Source organism: Actinoplanes nipponensis, assembly GCF_016862275.1.
GTDB classification, from domain to species: domain Bacteria; phylum Actinomycetota; class Actinomycetes; order Mycobacteriales; family Micromonosporaceae; genus Actinoplanes; species Actinoplanes nipponensis.
The window spans coordinates 572,219-590,744 of the sequence record NZ_BOMQ01000008.1; the positions used below are offsets into that span (position 1 = coordinate 572,219).

The following is an 18,526-nucleotide window of genomic DNA, read 5'->3' on the forward strand; positions in this document are numbered from 1 at the left end:
TCAGTCGTCGTTCGGGTCGCGAGCCCCGCGAACGGTGACGACGACGGCCCCGGCGGCGAACACCAGGGCGGCGCAGAGCGCGGCGCGGAGGTCGTGCGGTGGCCGGGCCGGCCAGATCCACGGTGTGCTCTGGGCCGGTCCGTGCCATCGGGTGTAGAGCGCGTACACGGCGATCATCATGTAGGCGACCGGGCCGGTCCAGGCCAGGGCCCCGCGGAGGGTGGCGGCGCACAACAGGCCGATGCCGGTCAGCCCGGCCAGATTGCGGAGCACGGCCGGAGCGCCGCCGGCCAGGTGCGCGCCACCGGTTCCGGCCGCGGCCAGCGCGCCGGCCGCGATGGCGGTGAGGGCCACCGCGACACCCAGCCGCAGCCACGGCAGCCATCGCCCGGCGGCGCGTTCCGGCTCGCCGAAGGGGCTGGCCGCGGCCATCGCGACGGTCACGGCGCACGCAGTCTCGATCATCAGCGGCAGTTGCAGCGCACCGTAGGTGTTCCAGCGCCAGTGCAGGGCGATCCGCAGCGCGATGCCGCAGGCCAGCATGACGGCCACGGCGGCCGGGACGTGCCGGCTGATCAGGTGCATGCGGATCAGGCGCAGGGCCGGCGGCCGCGACGGCGCTCTCGCCGGTGTCATGGCACACGCGCCAGGGGCAGGCGACCCGCCCGCAGGGCCGGGAGGTGTTCGAGAAGCCAGGCGTGCCGCGTGGCGGGCGGCAGCGCGGCGAATCGACGTGCCGCGGCGACCGTCGCGGGATCCGCTGCCGGCGCGGCGGTGCCCAGCAGGGCGGCGGTGACGGCGGCCTGGGCCGGGCCGGTGACGTCCCCGATGACGGTGGCCACGAGGGCGGGTCCGGCTTCCGCGCGTACGGCGTCGGCCGCCTGGTCGACGGTCATCGTGGGCCCGGCCAGCTGAACGGGCAGGAGGAAGTGCAGCACCGGGGGAGTCCCGCCGATGCGGGGTGCCGCCATGCGTATCTCCACGGTGTTGCCGGGTCCCTGCTCGTAGACGGTGGCGGCTTGACTGAGGCGAACGGGCGCGCCGGTCAGGCCGGCCACGTCGCTGAGCACCGGTGCGAGGCGGGCCGCCAGGGCGGCCAGGTAGGCGGTGTAGGCCGGGTGCAGGCAGACCGGGATGGCGGTGGTGCTGCAGACCGGGGTGTACGGGACCGGGCGGTCCCCGGCGGCCGAATGCAAGGCCGGAATGGCGATCAGGCCGTGCTCGTCCAGCCGTCCGGTGCCGGCCAGCGCGGTGGCGGTACCGGCCAGCAGCAGTCCGGCCGCGGTGATCGCCGCGGCGGCCCGGCGCGACCGGGGCCCCGCGGAACCCGCGGGCAACCCCAGGGCGGCCACCAGGGCCGCGGTGAGGCCGGCGAGGAACATCAGCTGGACGACCGGCAGGTCCGGAAGGTACGGGTGGAAGACCGCCACGCCGGCGTCGGTCCCGAGCTCCCAGGGTCCGGCGACCACCGGCAGCACCTGCAGGGGCGACCTGCCGCCGTGGATCAGCTGCAGACTGAGCTCCAGCGTGACGAAGACGCCCACGGCGGCCAGCGGCGCGGTGAACCGGCTGGGAAGCAGCACCCCGGCGGCGAAACCCAGCGCGGACAACGCCGGCATGGTCGCGGCGCCGACGGCGGCCGGCCACCACAGCGGACCGCCCCAGGCCGCCTGCCGGGCGACGACGGCGTACAGGACGGTCACACCGGCCAGGTAGGCGGCCAGCGCCCAGCAGCTGGTGGCCGCCCAGCTGGCGAGGTGGCGGGCCCACCGGGACCGGGCGGTGCCGGTGAGCAGGTCGGTGAGGCCGAGGCGGGCCTCCCGCGACCCCATCCACGCCGCGGCGCCGATCACCGTGGGCACGAAGACCGCCAGGGCGCCGGTCTGCATGGACATGGCGCGGACGTTCCACAGCGGTGGGGCAGCCGCCCCGGTACGGTGGGCGACCAGCCCGAACAGGGCGACGGCCCACGGCAGCAGCCACAGCATCGCGTTGCGGCGCAGTTCCAGCCGCACCAGCCGGCGCGCCCCCGGCAGCGGTACGCCGGCGGAGCGCCGGAGCCGGACCGTCGGCGCCGGAGGGGCGGCCGTCATGACCGCGACTCCGCCAACACGGCGCTGTAACCGCGCTCCAGCGGCGCGTCGCCCGCCGCGTTCGTACCCTCGGCCCGGGCGCTCAGCTCCGCCGGCGTGCCGTGGAAGACGACCCTTCCCCGATCCATCAACGCGACCCGGGCGCAGGCGGAGCCGACATCCTCGACCAGGTGCGTGCTGACGACCACCGTGGCCCGCTGCCCCAGCTCGCGCAGCAGGGCCCGGAACTCCACCCGCAGTTCGGGATCGAGCCCGGCGGTCGGCTCATCCAGCAGCAGCAGCTCCGGTTCGTTGACGATTCCCTGCGCGATCGCCACCCGGCGCAGCATCCCGCCCGAGAGCGTCCGCAGTTTCGCCGTCGCCTTGTCGCCCAACCCCACCCGCTCGACGGTGGACGCCACCGCGCGGGACACCGTCGCCGGCGGCATCTCCTTCAACAGCGCGAAGTACTCGACGAACTCGACCACGGTGAAACCCGGGTAGTACCCGAGGTTCTGCGGCACGTAGCCGAGCCGGCGCCGGATCTCCCGGCGCTGGCGGTGGGCACCGGGATCGCGGCCCAGCAGCCGGATCCGGCCCGACGACGGCGAGATGACCGTGGCCAGGGTCCGCAGCAGCGTGGTCTTGCCCGCGCCGTTCGGGCCCAGCAGCCCGAGCACGCCCGGACCGGCCTGCAGGCTCACGCCAGCCACGGCCCGCACACGGCCGAATCGGCGGGTCAGGTCGGTGATCTCGACGTTCATGACGGTCCTCTCGAGGTCCGGGTCGCGTACCCCACGATCGCGGCGCAGCCGGCGGCGACCGTCAGGTAGGGCAGGGTCAGGGCGGTGTCGGTGACCGCGGCCGCGACCTGTCCGGTGGCCGCCCGCCCGGAGAGCAGGGTGAGCACCCAGCCGGCCAGGCCGGCGGCCGCACCGGCGTTCGCCGACCGGGTGAGGGTGGACACCGCCAGGGCGAGCGCGCACAACGCGGTCATCGGGATCAGCCAGCCGAAGGTCATCGCGGCGGCCGCTCCCGACGCGGCCGACGCGGCCAGCCCGAGCAGCGCGTTCAGCCCGAACACGGTCAGCGCCCGGACCAGCAGCACCAGCCGATGGCTCACCGCCATGCTGCCCATCAGCTCCCAGGCGGCGTCGATCCCCGGTCCGTAGGCGTAGGCGATGCCCACCGCGGCGATCGCCGGTGCGCCCAGCGCCACGTAGGGCGTCCCGGTGCCCCGGGTGACCAGCGTTCCGACCGCCAGCACCACGGCCGTGGCCATGACCCACCCCAGCAGCAGCGACGGCGTGGTCACCAGCGCCCGGGCCAGGCCGGGCGAACCCAGGATCCGGGCGGCCAACCGCTCCGGCGGCCCCGGGCGGCGCCGCCACACCTGCTCGGCCACCGCGATCCAGACGCGGCCCAGATCCACGTCGGGCGGGACCGGCCCGGTGGCGTCCGCACGGCCGCTGGTCATCGCCCGCGCCCGCCGGCCAGCGGGTCCGACCGCCGCAGGGCCGCACGCATCAGCTGGCGGACCCGATGGGCGCGGCTCTTGACCGTGCCCGGCGGAACACCCATCAGCTCGGCCACCTCGGCCACCGTCCTCTCCTCGACGTACATCAGTCGCCACGTCTCACGGTGGGGACTGCCCTCCGGCCCGAGCGCGTCGACCACTTCACCGAGCACGGTTCGGGACAGCGCCGCTTCCGCCGGATCAGCCGGGTGCGGCCCGTCGGCGGAGAGCGGGGCCGGCAGCGCCAGCTCGGCGGGGCCGCGGCGGCGCAGCCACTGGGCGGCCTGCCGTCGCGCGATTCCCCACAGCCAGCCGCCGGCGCTCTCCGAGCGGTAGCCCGCGGCACCCCGCCACACGGCGAGGAAGGTCTCCTGCAGGACGTCCTCGACGTCGGCCGCCGGCAGCGAAGCCCGCAGCCGCGCGGCCATCCACGGCGCGTGCCGCGAGAACAACTCCCGCAACGCCGCGTCGTCACCGGCCGCTACCGCGGCGATCAGCTCGTCGTCGTCCATCGCTTGTCTGTTGCATCCGTGCGGCATCCGGTTCACGGTGACGCGGAATTTCTGCGTGGCGGCGACCCGGCGTCTGCGGCAACACGTCATGTGTACCAGGTTCCTAGGACGGAAAGGGAGGGTGACCGGGGTCCGATCCGGTGAGCCCGTCGGCCAGCCGGCCGGTCCTAATCGGCGGGGCGCAGGTTGCGCCGGAAGTCAACGACGGGGCGGGCCGCTCAGGAGCGGGCCACCCAGGCCGGCTGCCGGGGCTCGTCGTTGTGCACGACGATGTCGGCGTGACCGGCCGGCCCGACCGTGGCGAAGTAGAGCGCTTGGGCGGGCAGGTAGCGCTCGCGCCAGCGTCGTTCGACGGCGGCGCGGGACGCCACCCCGCGCTCGCGGACCAGGGCCCGGGCCACGGTCCTCTCGAGCGCGGTCGACACGAGGATGCGCAGATCCCACCGGTCGATCAGCTCGGGGCGCATGAGGAAGACGCCGTCGAACAGCAGCACGGCAGTCGCGGGGGCAGTCCTGAGCGGCGGGGCCGGTGCGGTGTCCGCGGTGCGGTCGTACGCCGTGGTCCGGAAGCGCCGGTCTCCGCCCGGGCCGAGCGGATCGAGCAGCACCCGGTTCAGCGCGTCGTGGTCATGGGCGTCGAAGTAGCAGCCCTCGGCCGAGTACTCGCCGCGCGCGTAGCGCCGGACCCGGGGGACGAGGAAATCGTCGATCGTCGCGCGGAGGACGTGGCGGCCCCGGGCGCGCAGGACGGCGGCCAGTTCGTCGGCGAGCGTGGTCTTGCCCGCGGCGGGCGGTCCGTCGATGGCGACCCGCGTCGGATGTCCGGCCGGGACGGCGCCGACTGCCTCGGCCAGGCGGTCCAGCAACTCGCCGCGGGTGCCTTGCTGCATGTCCTGCCCCCGTCCCGTTCGCCGTCAGCCGAGGGGGTTGTCCCGGTCGCGCAGGGTGTCCAGGACGGGCGCGTACATCCGGGCCTTGATCGTGCCGAGGGTGGGGCCGGCCTTGCCCGCCTGGGCGGCGGCGAGCTGCACGGCCGTACGGCGCACCGACTCCTCGTCGACCGCCCGGTCGACGATGCCGGCGGCGAGCGCGTCGGGTGCCCCGTAACGGCGGGCCGTGGTCATCGCCTCGTGGGCCGCCGGCGCGGTGAGGCGGGCCTGGATCAGGGCGGACATGCCGCGGGTGAAGGGGATGTCGATGTCGGCCTCGGGCAGGCACCAGTAGCCGCGGTCGGCCCGCATCACCCGGAAGTCGTGGGCCAGCGAGAGCATCGCGCCGGCGGCGAACGTGTGTCCCTGCAACGCGGCCACGGTGATCACCGGCAGCGCCAGCAGGCGGGCGAACAGGTCGTGCACGCTGACCACGTAGGGCTGGTACTGATCGGGGTGGGCGCCGAGCCAGTCCAGGTCCAGGCCGTTGGAGAAGAACTTCCCGGTCGCGGCCGTCACCAGGGCGCGGGCTTCGCCGGCCTGCTCCACCTCGTCCAGCGCCGCGTTCACCGAGGCGATCCAGTCCGGGTGGAAACGGTTCTCGCCGGCGCCGATGTCGAGGATGAACACGTCGTCCTGACGGTCGAGAGTGGGCATGGCGCTCCTTGACGGGTGGGCGGAAGGTCGGGGCGAGCCGCCCCGCGATGCTACCGCTCGGTAACTTGTGGCTCAAGGCGGTGATCAGGCGCCGAAGCGGCGCTGCATGTCGGCGTAGGGGATCGCGCCGTCGAGGAAGCCGAGGGTGCCGGAGTCGAACAGTTCCCGCGCGGCGCGCTCCACGGTGCTGAGCGCGGCCCGGGCCAGGCTGCCGCCCAGGCTCACCCGCTTGACGCCGAGGGAGAGCAGCGTGGGGGCGTCGATGAGGTTGGCCAGCCCGGCCACCACGTTGAGCGGGGCCGGGATGGCTGCGGCGAGCCGCCGGATGGTGTCGCTGTCGACGACGCCGGGCACGAAGACGCAGTCGGCGCCCGCCTCGACGTACCGAACCGCCCGCTCGACGGTCGCGGCGAACGCGTCGCCCGCCGTGCCGGCGAAGTACGTGTCGGTGCGGGCGTTCAGCACGAAGGTGCCGCGGGGAGCCGCGGACCGGGCGGCCCGCAGGCGGTCGACGGCCTCATCGATGCCGAAGAGTCCGTCCCGGCCGGCGTCCTCGAGGTTGCCGCCCACCGCACCGAGCTCCACCGCCCGGGCCACGGTGCGGCCGACGTCGTCCGGGGTGGCGCCGTAGCCGGCTTCCAGGTCCGCGGTCACCGGCACGCCCACCGCGGCCACGATGTGACCGACCTGGTCGAGCATCACCTCGCGGTCGAGCGCCTCGCCGTCCGGAATACCGTGGGACCAGGCGATGCCCGCGCTGGTCGTGGCGATGGCCGGGAAGCCGGCCTGCTCGAGGATGCGGGCGGAGCCGGCGTCCCAGGCGTTGGGCAGGACGAAGCCGCGCCCCGCGTGCAGGGCGAGCAGGGCGGCGGCCTTGTCGGTCGAGGATGCGGTCGTCATGAGTCCACCACCACGTCGAGTCGGCGTACGAACATCCCATCATCGTCGATTCCGGCCCGGTTCCCATACGTATGCGATTCGCATAGACTTTGGCGATGGAGCCGGTGCTGGAAGCCGCCATCAACGAGTGGCACCTGAGCGTGAACAGCGGCGACCCGGAGCGGTCGGCCCGGGCGGTCGGTGATCCGATCGTGGTGCTGGGGCCGAAGGGCGCCGGGCCGATCACGCCCGCGCAGTTCGCGGAGTGGGTGCGGCGGTCCGGGGTCACGCTCGTCCCGCGGTCGTGGCATCCGGTCAGCGCGAGCCTCATGGTCGTCGAGCAGGACGCCACCTGGCCGCGGAGCAAGGCGCCGACCCGGGTGGCGACGGTGTTCCGGGTGGCCGGCGCGAAGGTGACGGCCTCGCTCCGGCTGCCCGATCTGCGGTCGGCCCTGGAGCTGGCGTTCATCTGCCGCGAGATGGCGGCCACCGAATGAGCGACCCCGGGCCGGGGCGGGCCCTGTTCGCCTTCGTCCGGCACTGGTCACGCCGGTCGTGGTCCGGCGGTCCCGGGGCCGCCGAGCGGGGCCGCCTGGTGCTGGTCACCGAGGCGGTCGACGCCCTGGTCGGGCGCGGGCTCCCGGCCACGGTCAATGCCGTCGCCCGGGAGATCGGTATCGACCAGAGCGGGGCGTCGCGGCTGATCAAGGGTGCGGCGGCGGCCGGCTACCTGACCATGAGCTCGCCGGACACCGACGGTCGCCGGCGTCAGGCGGCGGTCACCGCGTCCGGGCACACCCTGCTGGAACAGGCGCAGGCCTGGCAGGAGCGGATCTTCGATCGGCTGACGGAGGGCTGGAGCGAGCGTCGGCGCCGCGATTTCCTGCTGGCCATGGCCGAGCTGGTCGATCGGTCGTACACGGTGGACAGCTGACCTGCAGGCCGCCTTCTGGAAGCGCTTCCATCGACCTCCATGCGGACTGGCCGAGAGAAAGCCTCCTTCGGAAACCCCTTCTTTACATCGATGACCGCGAGTCCTACCTTATGACCGGAAGCGCTTCCAATCAGTGGAGAGCGCTCTTTCTTCCTGTCTGGGGGACACTTTGCGCAGGCGAACACTGCTCGGTGCGGCGGCCGCCGCGGTCACACTGACGCTCTCCGATGCCGGCGCCGCCCACGCGCAGCCCGGCCGGTGCCCGGCGCCGGCCCGGTACCTGGGCATGTTCCGGCCGGGCGATCCCGGCGCCGTCGCCACCGAGGTCGAGAGCCTGTACGACGTCACCCCGGCCAGCGTGATGTGGTTCGACAACTGGGCGAGCGGCCTGGCCTTCCCCGTCGCCGAGGCCAGGGCCTTGTGGCGGCGCGGCATCATGCCGCACTACACCTGGGAGCCCTGGAACACCGCCCTCGGCCCCGGCGACCCCGGGCAGATCCACCTGCGGGACATCATCGACGGCGCGTGGGACGGCTACATCAGGGCCCGGGCCGGGGAGTTCGCGGCCGTCCGGCGGCCCGTCCTGGTCCGCTGGGGTCACGAGTTCAACGGCAACTGGTACCCGTGGGGCATCGCCAACAACGACGCCGACCCCTCGCTGTACGTGCGGGCGTACCGGCATGTCCATGACGTGGCCGTGGCCGCCGGGGCGCGGAACGTGCAATGGGTGTGGGCCTTCAACAACGGCTCGTCACCGGACGAGGCCTACAACGACCCGGCCGCCGCCTACCCCGGTGACCGGTACGTCGACTGGGTCGGCATCGACGGCTACAACTGGGGCTTCGGCCCGTCGTGGGACCCGGCCGGCGACCACTGGGCTAGCTTCGACGCGACGTTCGCCGCCGCGTACGCCCGGGCCCGCGCCATCGCGCCGCGCCGGCCGGTGATGCTCGGCGAGTTCGCGTCGACCGAGGACGGCGGCGACAAGGCCCAGTGGCTGAGGGACATGGACGCGACGCTGCGCTCGGGCGCGTACCCGGATCTGCGGCTGCTCACCTACTTCGACGTGATCAAGGAGGAGCCCTGGGCGCCCGGCTCGTCGCCGGCCGCGCTCGCCGCCTTCACCGCCTGGACGCAGCAGCGGTACATGCGCGGGCGTGGTCACGAACTGGCCCGCGTCGCCGCCGACTACGCCCGGTCGCGGCCGGCGTGAGCATCGGCCGGCGGCGTGCGCGTCCCCGCGCCGCGCCGCCGGCCCGTCAGGCCGACTCGCGCACGACCACGGTGGTGGGCACGACGAGCGGGGCGGGCCGGCCGCCGTCGAGCAGGTCGACCAGCATGCGGGCGGCCTCGCGGCCCAGCGCCTGCACCGGTTGATGAACCGTGGTGAGCTGCGGATCGGTGTGCGTCGCCACGGGCAGGTCGTCGAAGCCGGTCACCGCCACGTCCCCGGGCACCGACCGGCCCGCCGCCCGCAACACCCGCAACGCCCCGGCCGCCATGTTGTCGTTCGCGGCGACCACGGCGTCCAGGTCGGGGTGCGCGCTCAGCAACGCGCGCATCGCGGCGGCCCCGCCGGCCTCGGTGAAATCCCCGGGCTCGACGGCGTACGGCGCGAGCCCCGCCAGCGTCAGCGCCTCGGCGCAGCCGCGACGGCGCTCCCGGCCCACCGCGGTGTCGTCCGGTCCGGCGATCATGGCGATGCGGCGGCGCCCGCCGCCGATCAGGTGCTCGGTGGCCGCCCGCGCCCCGCCGGCGTTGTCCACCTCGACGTAGAACGGCGGCGTGCCGCGCACCGGCAGCCCGATGAAGACGGTCGGCAGTCCCGCGCGGGCCGCGATGTCGATCAGCGCGTCGTCGCCGCGCAGGGCCGCCAGCATCACCCCGTCGGCGCCCCGGGTCTGCAGCAGATTCTCCAGCCGCCGCCGGCCGTGGCCGGGCGAGGCCAGGCTGAGCATCAGGTGCAGCTCGGTGCGCTCGAGCGCGGCACACGCGCCGACGATGATCTGCGCGAAGAACGGATCGGCGAAGACGCCCGGCCCGTCCCCGGAGATCGCCAGCACCACGACGCCGGTCTGGCGGGTGGCCAGCGCCCGCGCGGTCCGGTTCGGCGTGTACCCCAGCTCGCGGATGGCCTTCTGCACCGCGTCCCGCTTCGCGCGGCTCACGTGCGGGCCATTGTTGATCACCCGGGAGGCCACCGTCCGGGACACCTGCGCGCGTTCGGCCACCTCGTCGAGCGTCGGCGGTCGGGACGAGGCCGGTGCCGACATGTGGTTCCCTCCGCTCGCCCTGACTGCGGCGATCCTACGGCAGCCGGCGGGGGCCACCGCGGGGCGCGCCGGCTCGCGGCGCGCCGGGGTCAGGGCTTGATGGCGACCGCGCCGTACATGTAGACGTCCCGGTCGCTGACCTGCTTGTCCTCCTCGCCGGGCCGCCAGTGGTGCACCGGCACCACGCCCGGCTCGACCAGCTCAAAGCCGGCGAACAGCGCCTCCACCCCGGCGCGGTTGCGGGCGACCACCGGCACGCCGTTCTGGTTGTAGGTGCGCACCGTGCCCGGCCCGCCGTCCGGGTCGTTCTCCACGGTCACGCTGGAGATGGCGATCGCGCTGCCGGAGGCCAGCGGCCGGGTCAGCCGGGCGATGATGTCGAGCACCTGCTCGTCGTCGGTGATGTGCTGCAACACGGCGATCAACGTCAGCGCGACCGGCTGGGACAGATCGAAGGCCGTGACATCGGGCGACCGCAGGATGTCGTCGGGCCGGCGCAGGTCCGCGTCCAGGTAGGCGACCCGGCCGGTGCCCACCGGAGTCAGCAGCGCCCGGGCGTGCGTGAGCACCAGCGGGTCGTTGTCCACATACACCACCGAGGCGTCGGGGGCGACGCCCTGGACGCTCTCGTGCAGGTTCGGATGGGTCGGCAGGCCGGTCCCGACGTCGAGGAACTGGCGGATCCCGTTCGCGGCCAGGTAGACCCCCACCTTGCCCATGAACCGGCGGTTCGCCCGCATCGAGATGGCCAGGTTGGGGGTGTGCTTGAGCATCTCGCGAGCCGCCGCCCGGTCGGCCTCGAAGTTGTCCTTGCCGCCGAGCAGGTAGTCGTAGATCCGGGCCGAGTGCGGTCGGTCCGGCTGCAGGTCGATCGACGGCATTCTGGCTCCTACGAAGACGGTCTGAGGGGTTCAACCTGGCACACCGGGCGTTCACCCGCCACCCCTTCGTCCCTGGGAACGGTGAAGCCGCGACCCGTCGTGACGGCGGGCCCGGCCGGCGTTCCCGCCGGGCCCGCACGTGCACGGCCTACGCCGCCGGCCGGTAGCCCGCCGGGCGGCTGGTGAAGGTGCCCCGCCCGTGGGTGCGGCTGCGGAGCCGGTTCGCGTAGCCGAACAGCTCGACCAGCGGCACCACCGCGGTCACGGCCTGGGCGCTCGAGCCGGTGACGTGACCGCGCCGGGCGGACAGGTCGCCGAGCACCGCACCGAGGGTGTCCGGCGGCGCGGTCACCGTGACCTCGGTGACCGGTTCCAGCAGGGTCATCCGGCAGCGGTTCAGGGCCGCCCGCAGGGCGAAGCGCCCGGCCGCCCGGAAGGCCACCTCCGAGGAGTCCTTCGGATGGGTGAGCCCGTCGGTCAGGGTGACGCGCAGGCCGATCACCGGGTGCCCGCCGACCGGGCCGTCGGTGAGGGCTTCGCGGCAGCCGGCCTCGACGGCGCGGATGTACTCGCGCGGCACCCGGCCGCCGGCCACCGTCGAGGCGAACGCGAAGCCGGCGTCGTCGGCCGGCGTCACGTCCAGGACGACGTGGGCGAACTGGCCCGGGCCGCCGTCCTGCTTGACGTGCCGGTACAGCAGGCCGGTGACCCCGCGTACGACGGTCTCCCGGTAGGCGACCTGCGGCCGGCCCACCGTGACGGCCAGGCCGGTGCTCAGGCGCATCTTCTCCACGGCCACCTCCAGGTGCAGTTCGCCGAGGCCGGACAGCAGGATCTGCCCGGTCTCGGGGTCGGTGCGGACGGTCAGCGAGGGGTCCTCGTCGACCAGCGCCGCCAGCGCCGCCGTCAACCGCTGCGCGTCGCCGCGGGTGCGGGCCTCCACGGCCACCGACACCAGCGGGTCGGCGGAGCGCGGCGCCTTCCGCAGGACCGGGTTCCGGCGGGTGCTCAGCGTCGTGCCGGCCCGGGCGGTCTTGATCCCGGCGACCGCGACGATGTCGCCGGCGACCGCCGACGCGATGTCGGTGTGCCGGTCGGCCTGCACCCGCAGGATCCGGGCGACGCGTTCGCTGCGGCCCGAGTCCGAATCCCACACGACGTCGCCCCTGCGCAGGGTGCCGTCGTGGACACGCAGGTAGGTGAGCCGGGCCGGGCGGGCGGCGTGCACCTTGAACACCAGGGCGGCCAGGTCCGCACCCGGATCCCCGGCGGGGTCCGGGAGGTACGCGACGACCGCGTCCAGCAGCGGCTCGACTCCCTTGTCGCGGTACGCCGAGCCGCACAGCACCACCACGGCGTCGCCGCGCAGCGTCAGCTCCCGCAGCGCCGTCCGCAGGGTGTGCTCGGACATGGCCCCCAGCTCCTCCAGGGCGGCGGCGTGCAGCTCGGCGACGGCCTCCTCCAGCCGCCGCCGGGCGGCGCCGAACTCGGCCGCGTCGGCCGGCTGCTCCTGCAGCTGCCCGTCGACCCAGGTCAGCGCGCGCATCGTGACCAGATCGACGACACCGGTGAAGTGCTGTTCGGAGCCGATCGGCACCTGCACCGCCAGCGGGACGACGCCCAGACGGTCGCGGATGGACTCCACGGCCGCGGCGAAGTCGGCCCCGGGGCGGTCGAGCTTGTTGACGAACGCGATCCGGGGCACGCCGTGACGGTCGGCCTGCCGCCACACGGACTCGCTCTGCGGCTCCACCCCGGCCACGCCGTCGAAGACCGCCACGGCGCCGTCGAGCACCCGCAGGCTGCGTTCGACCTCGTCGGAGAAGTCGACGTGCCCCGGCGTGTCGATGAGGTTCAGCCGGTACCCGGCCCAGTCGCAGCTGACGGCCGCGGCGAAGATGGTGATGCCCCGGTCGCGCTCCTGCGGGTCGAAGTCGGTGACGGTGGTGCCCTCGTGCACCTCGCCGCGCCGGTGGGTGGCGCCGGTGACGTACAGGATCCGTTCGGTCAGGGTGGTCTTGCCGGCGTCGACGTGGGCCAGGATGCCGATGTTGCGGATACGCATGGTCTCGGTCTTTCGAAGTGATCGACATGGGGACGGCGCCCAGCCGACCGCGAGCGCACGCAGCGTGCTGCGTGCGGACAGGTGCGGTCAGGAACGTCCGGCTCCGGCGGCGCGACCGGAGCCGGGCACGCCAGACACGAGGATCAGCTCGAACAGCGACGAGGGAACGACCACGACGGTGCGGTAACGCACGGCAGTCTCCCTCCGGTCGCGACGATGCCGCCGAGAATACGAACCCCGGGCCGGCGACGTCGACTGAATTGTTGTTGACCGGCGATGGGAGGGTGGTGATCGTCCGACCCGTGCTCCGTCCACCGGGAGAACCATGCGCACCCTTCGCCGTCCCGTCCTGTCCGCCGCCGTGACGGTCGGCGCGCTCGCCCTGGCCGGCGCGACCGGTACGGCCTTCGCGGCGCCCCGCGTGCCCCCGGGCCAGGCGTTCACCACCTCCGCCACCGACGCGACGTACCCGTTGCCGGCCGAGGGGGCGGCCTGGTCGGTCGCCGCCACCCAGGGCCGGGACGGGGGCCAGGCCGACCTGGAGATCCGGGACGCGGCCGGCCGTAGCCTGATCCGCTCCGCGGAGGGCTTCGGGATCCTCGACTGGGTGGCGGTCAACACCAACGCCGGACGGCACCCGGCGGGCCGCTACGACGTACGGGTCACCGCGGACACCGACGGCGGCCGCCCCACCACCCACCTGGTCCAGCTCGTCGGCGGCGGCGCCGACCTGGTGCCCGGCCGGCCGGGCACCGTCGGCGACACCGCCCGGCCGTGGCTGGTGGACGTCCGCGACCTGCCGCTGCGCGCGGGGGACATGGTCAGCCTGCGGGTCGGCGGCGCCGTCGGCGCGGTCGCCGTCCTCGGCGACGACCCGAAGCCGATCTTCTGGCTGCAGACCCGCCGGACCGCCGACCTGAGCACCGCCTTCCCGAAGCCGGACACCGACGACCAGACGTTCACCGTCGACTTCACCGCGCCCGAGGACGGGGTCTACGGCGTCGTCTTCGAGGCCCGCAACGACTACTCGCGGGCGGCGCGGGTCGACGTGGCCCTCGTCGGCTGACCGGGGGTGGTCACCGTAGGGCCCAGGGCGGTCAGAGCAGCGGCTCGATGTGCCGGCTGGGCAGCGGGCCCGGCCGGGCCATGAAGTAGCCCTGGCCCAGCTCCACCCCGAGCGAGCGCAGCTTCTCGTGTTCGGCGTGGGTCTCGATGCCCTCGGCGATCAGCATGGCGCCCATGTCGCCGGCGAAGCTGGCCAGCGCGCGGGCCAGCGCCGCCCGGATCGGGTCGGTGTCGATGTCGCGGACCAGCGCGATGTCGAGCTTGATGATGTCCGGGCGCAGGTGCAGGACATGGGTCAGGCTGGCGTAGCCGGCGCCCGCGTCGTCGACCGCGATGAGGATGCCGGCCGCGCGCAGCCGGCCGGTCACCTCGGTGAGCGCGACGTAGTCGCTGACCTGGGTGTGCTCGGTGAGCTCCACGGTGATGCCGCGGTGCGCGTGGGCCAGCAGCAGGGCCCGTACGGCCGGGGTCGACACCGCCTCCACGGACAGGTTCACGCTCAGCCAGGCCCCCGCCGGCATGTCGTCGAGGCGCTCGAACGCACGCTGGATCGCCAGCAGCTCCAGATCCACGCCCAGACCGGCCGCGTTCGCCGCGGCGAACGCCTGGACCGGGCTGGCGAAGTGATCACGGTCGAAGCGCGCCAACGCCTCGTAGCCGCGGACCAGACCGTCGCGCAGCCGCACGATCGGCTGGAAAGCGATCTGCACAGCGCCACCCTGGAGCACGTGCCGCAGCGTTCGCAGGTCGGGGGAGCTCAGTGGCGTGTTGGTCATGGCATCACTGTCGGCTGACATCCTCAAGGCACCCTCCAGCCGCCATCAAGAGTCACCGTGACGGGGAGCCGGCCGTCCTGCCCTCAGCACGCTCACAGCCGGGGCGAAGAACAATTCCGCCGTGAATGACCTGCCCACCCTTCATCTGTCCCCGCCGGAGATCGTCGTGGTGCTGGGCTCGGTCGCCCTGGTGTCGGCGCGGTGGTTGCCACCGGCGGCGCGCCGCCGTACCGCCGTGGGTGCGGTGATCGCGATCGTGGCCGGCGGCGCCGGCAGCCTGTTCGGCCCGCACTGGCACCTGCTGCCCGCGCTGGCGGCCGACGTGCTGGTCGGCGCGGCGTGGCTGCTGCGCCGGCGTCGCGGCAGCCGGTCCCGGCGGTGGCCGGCGCTGGCCGGCTCGGTCACGTGCCTCGGGCTCGTCGCCGGCACCGTGGTGGCGGCCTGGGCGCTGCCCGAGCCGGTGTTCCCGCGGCCGTCCGGTCCCGCCGCGGTCGGCACCACGGTGGTGCAGTGGAGCGACCCCGGCCGGGCGGAACCGGCCACCCCCGAGCCCGGCGACCGCCGTACCGTGGTCGCCCAGCTCTGGTATCCGGCTCGGGCGGGGGCTGCCGGGACGCGACGCGCGCAGTATCTCGGCCGGTCCCGGCGGGAGGCCGGCATCGTGGCGGCCGCGGCGGCCGAATACCTGGGCGCGCCCGCCTTCCTGCTGAGCGGCCCGACGCGTGCCCGGACGCACGCGGCGTTCGAGGCGGCGCCCGCGGCCGGTCGCTTCCCGGTCGTGCTGTTCTCGCCCGGGCTCGGCGGCGTGCGCACCCAGAACACCGCGTGGGCCGAGGACCTGGCCAGCCGCGGGTACGCCGTCGTGGGCGTCGACCACCCGTACGACTCGGCGGCGGTCGTGCTGGCCGACGGCCGTACCGTCGGCACCCGGGTGGCGGCCACCGGCGAGAAGGAGCAGGACCGCCGCAGGATGGCCGGTTGGACGGCGGTCCGGGCCGCCGACCTCCGCTTCGTCCTCACCCAGCTGGGCCGGCTCGACCGCGGCGAGTTCGGCGGGCCGCTCGCCGGGCGGCTCGACACCACCCGGGCCGCGGTGACCGGGCACTCCATCGGCGGGGCCGCCGCCCTGCGCGCCGCCGAGCAGGACCGCCGGTTCTCCGCGGTCATCGACCTGGACGGTGGCCTCAGCCCGGAGCAGGGCGCCCTGCGGCAGCCCGTGCTGGCCCTGGCCCACCCCGCCCGGGACCGGCCGGACGCGGACTACCTCGCCTTCGTGGCGCGGGTGCTGCAACGCGGCGCTGCGACCAGCTACCTGCTCACCGTGGCCGGCAGCGCGCACCTCACCTTCACCGACGCCCCGCTGTTCCTGCCGCCGGTTCCGGCCCTGGTCGGTTCCCTGGGCCGGGTGGAGAGCGTCCGCGTCACCACCGAGGCGTGCGCCGCGTTCCTCGACGTGACGCTGCGCGGCCGGGCGGTGGACCTGCCCGCCGTGCTGTCCCGCCCCGGTGAGCTCCGGGTGTTCCCACCCGCGGCCGGCGCCTGAGGCGGGCCGGTCCGGCCGGAGCCGCCGATGATTCTCTAGGCTGGGGCGATGAGGGTTCTGTCCATCCAGTCGGCGGTCGCCCACGGCCACGTCGGCAACTCCGCGGCCGTGTTCCCGCTCCAGCGCATCGGTGTCGAGGTCGTCCCCGTGCCGACGGTGAACTTCTCCAACCACACCGGCTACGGCGCCTGGCGGGGTCCGCTCATCCCGCCGCAGGACGTGGCGGAGATCCTCCTCGGGGTGGAGGAGCGCGGGGTGTTCCCGCGGATCGACGCCGTGCTGTCGGGGTACCAGGGCGGGGTGGGCATCGGCGACGTCATCATCGACGCGGTCCGCCGGGTCAAGGCGGCCAACCCGTCGGCGGTCTACGCGTGCGACCCGGTCATGGGCAACGCCAAGTCCGGCTGCTTCGTCGCCCCGGAGATCCCGCACCTGCTGCGCGACCGGGTCGTCCCGGTGGCCGACATCATCACCCCGAACCAGTTCGAGCTGGGCTTCCTGACCGGTACGGAGCCGGCGAGCGTCGAGTCGACCCTCGCCTCGGCCGACCTCGCCCGCGCCATGGGCCCGTCGACCGTGCTGGTCACGAGCGTCGAGCGGCCCGACCGGGAGGAGGGCGTGATCGAGATGCTCGTCGTGGACGGCGCCGGCGCCTGGCTCGTGACCACCCCGCACCTGCCGTTCAAGGCGAACGGGTCCGGCGACGTCACGGCGGCGCTGTTCACCGCCCACTACGTCGCGACCGGGGACGCGGCGGTGTCGCTGGAGCGCACCGCCTCCAGCGTCTTCGACCTGATCGAGACCACGTACCGGTCCGGCGAGCGGGAGCTGCAGCTGGTGCAGGCCCAGGAGTCCTACGCCCACCCGCGCATGCAGTTCAGCGCCCGGCGGGTGCGCTGAGTGACGCCTCGCGCCGCGCAGGCCCGCGGCCTGGAGACCCGGCAGCGGGTGCTCGAGGCGGCGCTGGCGGAGTTCGCCGAGCACGGCGTCGACGGGTCCCGGATCAACCGGATCGCCGAGCGGGCCAAGGCCAGCAAGGAGCGCATCTACGCCTGGTTCGGCGACAAGGAGGCCCTGTTCGACACCGTCATGCGGGTCGGCCTCGAGGAGCTGTCCCAGGTCGTGCCGATCACCGAGGACCTGGTCGACTACACGGTCCGCCTGCATGACACCTTCGCGGAGCGGCCCGACCTGCAGCGGATCGCGGTCTGGGCCTGGCTGCACGAGCGCGGGCGCGCCGAGGGGATCTCGACGGAACGGCTGGAGGGCTACCAGCGCAAGATCGCGGTGATCGAGGCGGCGCAGCGCGCCGGGCGGGCCGACCCGTCCTGGTCGCCGCACCACCTCTTCGCGGCGCTGATCGCGGTGGCGACCTCATGGCTCATGGCGCCGGTCGAGCTGCGGCAGGTCGCCGGGGGCGCTCAGGACGACGCGGACGCGGCACGGACGCAGACCCGCAAGGCGGCGGAACGCCTGGTGCGGGTGAACGCGGCGACCCCCACCGCCGATCGGCCCGGGGCCGGGTCAGCCGGCCGGCGGGGCGGGGGACAGGGCGTCGGCGACGGCCGCCCAGACGCCCGGGTGGGCGACCATCCCGACGTGTGAGCTGTCCACCGTGACACAGCGGGCGCCGGGGTCCTGCGAGGCCTGCCACGACACGATGCCGTCGCTGCGGCTGGCCACGGAGGTGAACGGCACGCCGGCCGGGGCCGGCGCCAGGACGTCGTCGTGGACCTCCCGGCAGCAGTCGCCGAACGGGCAGTTGCGGACCCAGTCGCGCAGGCCCAGGTAGCTCATCGTCGCCATCCCCAGGGTCAGGACCCGTACGGCCAGATGCACCCCGAACGGGTCGGTCAGGGGCGACCCGAGGGTGACCAGGGCCCGTACGGCGTCCGGATGCCGCACCGCGAGAGCCTTGGCGAACATCCCGCCGCGGCTGTGACCCACCAGGGTGACGGGCTGCCCCGTCTCGCTGTGCACGCGTACCAGGGTGTCCTCGACGACGGCGAGATCACGGCTGGAGCACCGCCGCCCGTCGGTGACGCCGGTCGGCCGGGCGTCCCATCCGCCCTCGCGGAACCAGGTGCGCAGCAGCGCCACCTCGGCGTCTCCGGCGGCGAAGCCGGGGATCACGACCACCGGCGCGCCCGGGTGCGGCGGGGCCGGCGGCGCCGGTCGGCCGGCGCGCAGGGCGGCCAGCTCGGCGCCGGCCCGGCGTTCCCGCCACAGCGGCGGCGCGATGCTGCCGGGCAGCCCCAGGTAGTGCCAGGGCGTGGCGAACGGCTGCCAGGCGGCGTGGGTCATGGCGTCTTCCGCTCCTCGGTGCGCGTCGGGTTGCGGCAGGCCGCGCCTGGAACGGTACCGCCGAAGAACCGAACCATCGAGTTTGGTTTCGGGCCGGCCCGGTGATATACCGGAACCGAA

Annotated in this window: 20 protein-coding genes; 7 read left to right on the forward strand and 13 right to left on the reverse strand. The window is 74.4% G+C overall.

Going from position 1 to position 18,526, the window contains the following annotated elements; genetic code table 11:
• The 8 genes from Ani05nite_RS03835 to Ani05nite_RS03870 all read right to left on the reverse strand — a co-directional run bounded on the left by Ani05nite_RS03835 (position 1) and on the right by Ani05nite_RS03870 (position 6,586).
• Positions 1-636 carry a hypothetical protein gene (locus Ani05nite_RS03835; RefSeq protein WP_203764805.1) on the reverse strand — a complete coding sequence of 212 codons (636 nt, stop codon included), beginning with the start codon at positions 634-636 and terminating at the stop codon, positions 1-3.
• Positions 633-2,093, reverse strand: a complete 1,461-nt coding sequence (locus Ani05nite_RS03840) for a hypothetical protein (protein WP_203764808.1) — start codon at positions 2,091-2,093, stop codon at positions 633-635. The genes Ani05nite_RS03835 and Ani05nite_RS03840 overlap by 4 nt, the downstream gene beginning before the upstream one ends.
• Positions 2,090-2,836 carry an ABC transporter ATP-binding protein gene (locus Ani05nite_RS03845; RefSeq protein ID WP_203764818.1) on the reverse strand — a complete coding sequence of 249 codons (747 nt, stop codon included), beginning with the start codon at positions 2,834-2,836 and terminating at the stop codon, positions 2,090-2,092. Before Ani05nite_RS03845 ends, Ani05nite_RS03840 begins: the two co-directional genes overlap by 4 nt.
• Positions 2,833-3,549: a hypothetical protein gene (locus Ani05nite_RS03850; protein WP_203764821.1), complete on the reverse strand. Its 717-nt coding sequence runs from the start codon at positions 3,547-3,549 to the stop codon at positions 2,833-2,835. Before Ani05nite_RS03850 ends, Ani05nite_RS03845 begins: the two co-directional genes overlap by 4 nt.
• Positions 3,546-4,100 carry an RNA polymerase sigma factor gene (locus Ani05nite_RS03855; RefSeq protein ID WP_203764835.1) on the reverse strand — a complete coding sequence of 185 codons (555 nt, stop codon included), beginning with the start codon at positions 4,098-4,100 and terminating at the stop codon, positions 3,546-3,548. Before Ani05nite_RS03855 ends, Ani05nite_RS03850 begins: the two co-directional genes overlap by 4 nt.
• 218 nt (positions 4,101-4,318) lie before the next feature.
• A complete protein-coding gene (locus Ani05nite_RS03860) occupies positions 4,319-4,990 on the reverse strand; it encodes an AAA family ATPase (RefSeq protein ID WP_203764837.1) in 672 nt (223 codons plus the stop codon).
• 24 nt (positions 4,991-5,014) lie between these two features.
• Positions 5,015-5,686 carry an enoyl-CoA hydratase-related protein gene (locus Ani05nite_RS03865; RefSeq protein WP_203764839.1) on the reverse strand — a complete coding sequence of 224 codons (672 nt, stop codon included), beginning with the start codon at positions 5,684-5,686 and terminating at the stop codon, positions 5,015-5,017.
• Positions 5,687-5,770: 84 nt separating this feature from the next.
• Positions 5,771-6,586: an isocitrate lyase/PEP mutase family protein gene (locus Ani05nite_RS03870; RefSeq protein WP_203764840.1), complete on the reverse strand. Its 816-nt coding sequence runs from the start codon at positions 6,584-6,586 to the stop codon at positions 5,771-5,773.
• Positions 6,587-6,681: 95 nt separating this feature from the next.
• On the opposite strand from Ani05nite_RS03870, the gene Ani05nite_RS03875 reads away from it, so the two are divergent.
• The 3 genes from Ani05nite_RS03875 (at position 6,682) to Ani05nite_RS03885 (ending at position 8,712) form a co-directional block, all read left to right on the forward strand.
• The gene (locus Ani05nite_RS03875) at positions 6,682-7,062 is read left to right on the forward strand and encodes a hypothetical protein (RefSeq protein ID WP_203764842.1); all 381 of its coding nucleotides are present in this window, start codon (positions 6,682-6,684) and stop codon (positions 7,060-7,062) included.
• Entirely contained in the window at positions 7,059-7,499 is a 441-nt protein-coding gene (locus Ani05nite_RS03880; protein WP_203764843.1) for a MarR family winged helix-turn-helix transcriptional regulator, read from the forward strand. Before Ani05nite_RS03875 ends, Ani05nite_RS03880 begins: the two co-directional genes overlap by 4 nt.
• Positions 7,500-7,668: 169 nt before the next feature.
• Positions 7,669-8,712: a glycoside hydrolase family 26 protein gene (locus Ani05nite_RS03885; protein ID WP_203764851.1), complete on the forward strand. Its 1,044-nt coding sequence runs from the start codon at positions 7,669-7,671 to the stop codon at positions 8,710-8,712.
• Positions 8,713-8,758: 46 nt separating this feature from the next.
• Here Ani05nite_RS03885 and Ani05nite_RS03890 read toward each other — a convergent pair whose 3' ends face one another.
• The 3 genes from Ani05nite_RS03890 to fusA form a co-directional block, all read right to left on the reverse strand.
• Complete coding sequence (locus Ani05nite_RS03890; protein WP_203764853.1) at positions 8,759-9,772, reverse strand: LacI family DNA-binding transcriptional regulator; 1,014 nt, start codon at positions 9,770-9,772, stop codon at positions 8,759-8,761.
• Between the two features lie 89 nt (positions 9,773-9,861).
• Positions 9,862-10,653 (reverse strand): SAM-dependent methyltransferase, encoded by a 792-nt coding sequence (locus tag Ani05nite_RS03895; protein ID WP_203764855.1) that lies wholly within the window; start codon positions 10,651-10,653, stop codon positions 9,862-9,864.
• A gap of 148 nt (positions 10,654-10,801) precedes the next feature.
• Positions 10,802-12,799, reverse strand: a complete 1,998-nt coding sequence (fusA, locus tag Ani05nite_RS03900) for an elongation factor G (protein ID WP_307836689.1) — start codon at positions 12,797-12,799, stop codon at positions 10,802-10,804.
• Between the two features lie 244 nt (positions 12,800-13,043).
• On the opposite strand from fusA, the gene Ani05nite_RS03905 reads away from it, so the two are divergent.
• On the forward strand, positions 13,044-13,784 hold the full coding sequence (locus Ani05nite_RS03905; protein ID WP_203764860.1) for a hypothetical protein: 741 nt from the start codon (positions 13,044-13,046) through the stop codon (positions 13,782-13,784).
• A 31-nt stretch (positions 13,785-13,815) separates the two neighbouring features.
• Here the strand turns inward: Ani05nite_RS03905 and Ani05nite_RS03910 are convergent, their stop codons facing one another.
• The gene (locus Ani05nite_RS03910; RefSeq protein ID WP_203764869.1) at positions 13,816-14,559 is read right to left on the reverse strand and encodes an EAL domain-containing protein; all 744 of its coding nucleotides are present in this window, start codon (positions 14,557-14,559) and stop codon (positions 13,816-13,818) included.
• Between the two features lie 121 nt (positions 14,560-14,680).
• On the opposite strand from Ani05nite_RS03910, the gene Ani05nite_RS03915 reads away from it, so the two are divergent.
• From Ani05nite_RS03915 to Ani05nite_RS03925, 3 genes are read left to right on the forward strand one after another with little or no spacing between them, the layout of a single operon-like run.
• Positions 14,681-16,102 (forward strand): alpha/beta hydrolase family protein, encoded by a 1,422-nt coding sequence (locus Ani05nite_RS03915; protein WP_239129228.1) that lies wholly within the window; start codon positions 14,681-14,683, stop codon positions 16,100-16,102.
• Positions 16,103-16,150: 48 nt separating this feature from the next.
• Entirely contained in the window at positions 16,151-17,002 is an 852-nt protein-coding gene (pdxY, locus tag Ani05nite_RS03920) for a pyridoxal kinase PdxY (protein WP_203764872.1), read from the forward strand.
• Positions 17,003-17,707: a TetR family transcriptional regulator gene (locus Ani05nite_RS03925; protein WP_203764874.1), complete on the forward strand. Its 705-nt coding sequence runs from the start codon at positions 17,003-17,005 to the stop codon at positions 17,705-17,707.
• Here Ani05nite_RS03925 and Ani05nite_RS03930 read toward each other — a convergent pair.
• Positions 17,627-18,406, reverse strand: coding sequence for an alpha/beta fold hydrolase (locus Ani05nite_RS03930; protein ID WP_203764877.1), 780 nt, complete (start codon positions 18,404-18,406; stop codon positions 17,627-17,629). The genes Ani05nite_RS03925 and Ani05nite_RS03930 overlap by 81 nt on opposite strands.
• Positions 18,407-18,526: the final 120 nt, after the last annotated feature.

What these genes read in the sequence shown, in the direction of transcription:
- Ani05nite_RS03835 (WP_203764805.1), bottom strand. Translation starts at nt 636, where the DNA reads ATGACACCGGCGAGAGCGCCGTCGCGGCCGCCGGCCCTGCGCCTGATC.
- Ani05nite_RS03840 (WP_203764808.1), bottom strand. Translation starts at nt 2,093, where the DNA reads ATGACGGCCGCCCCTCCGGCGCCGACGGTCCGGCTCCGGCGCTCCGCC.
- Ani05nite_RS03845 (WP_203764818.1), bottom strand. Translation starts at nt 2,836, where the DNA reads ATGAACGTCGAGATCACCGACCTGACCCGCCGATTCGGCCGTGTGCGG.
- Ani05nite_RS03850 (WP_203764821.1), bottom strand. Translation starts at nt 3,549, where the DNA reads ATGACCAGCGGCCGTGCGGACGCCACCGGGCCGGTCCCGCCCGACGTG.
- Ani05nite_RS03855 (WP_203764835.1), bottom strand. Translation starts at nt 4,100, where the DNA reads ATGGACGACGACGAGCTGATCGCCGCGGTAGCGGCCGGTGACGACGCG.
- Ani05nite_RS03860 (WP_203764837.1), bottom strand. Translation starts at nt 4,990, where the DNA reads ATGCAGCAAGGCACCCGCGGCGAGTTGCTGGACCGCCTGGCCGAGGCA.
- Ani05nite_RS03865 (WP_203764839.1), bottom strand. Translation starts at nt 5,686, where the DNA reads ATGCCCACTCTCGACCGTCAGGACGACGTGTTCATCCTCGACATCGGC.
- Ani05nite_RS03870 (WP_203764840.1), bottom strand. Translation starts at nt 6,586, where the DNA reads ATGACGACCGCATCCTCGACCGACAAGGCCGCCGCCCTGCTCGCCCTG.
- Ani05nite_RS03875 (WP_203764842.1), top strand. Translation starts at nt 6,682, where the DNA reads ATGGAGCCGGTGCTGGAAGCCGCCATCAACGAGTGGCACCTGAGCGTG.
- Ani05nite_RS03880 (WP_203764843.1), top strand. Translation starts at nt 7,059, where the DNA reads ATGAGCGACCCCGGGCCGGGGCGGGCCCTGTTCGCCTTCGTCCGGCAC.
- Ani05nite_RS03890 (WP_203764853.1), bottom strand. Translation starts at nt 9,772, where the DNA reads ATGTCGGCACCGGCCTCGTCCCGACCGCCGACGCTCGACGAGGTGGCC.
- Ani05nite_RS03895 (WP_203764855.1), bottom strand. Translation starts at nt 10,653, where the DNA reads ATGCCGTCGATCGACCTGCAGCCGGACCGACCGCACTCGGCCCGGATC.
- Ani05nite_RS03905 (WP_203764860.1), top strand. Translation starts at nt 13,044, where the DNA reads ATGCGCACCCTTCGCCGTCCCGTCCTGTCCGCCGCCGTGACGGTCGGC.
- Ani05nite_RS03910 (WP_203764869.1), bottom strand. Translation starts at nt 14,559, where the DNA reads ATGACCAACACGCCACTGAGCTCCCCCGACCTGCGAACGCTGCGGCAC.
- pdxY (WP_203764872.1), top strand. Translation starts at nt 16,151, where the DNA reads ATGAGGGTTCTGTCCATCCAGTCGGCGGTCGCCCACGGCCACGTCGGC.
- Ani05nite_RS03930 (WP_203764877.1), bottom strand. Translation starts at nt 18,406, where the DNA reads ATGACCCACGCCGCCTGGCAGCCGTTCGCCACGCCCTGGCACTACCTG.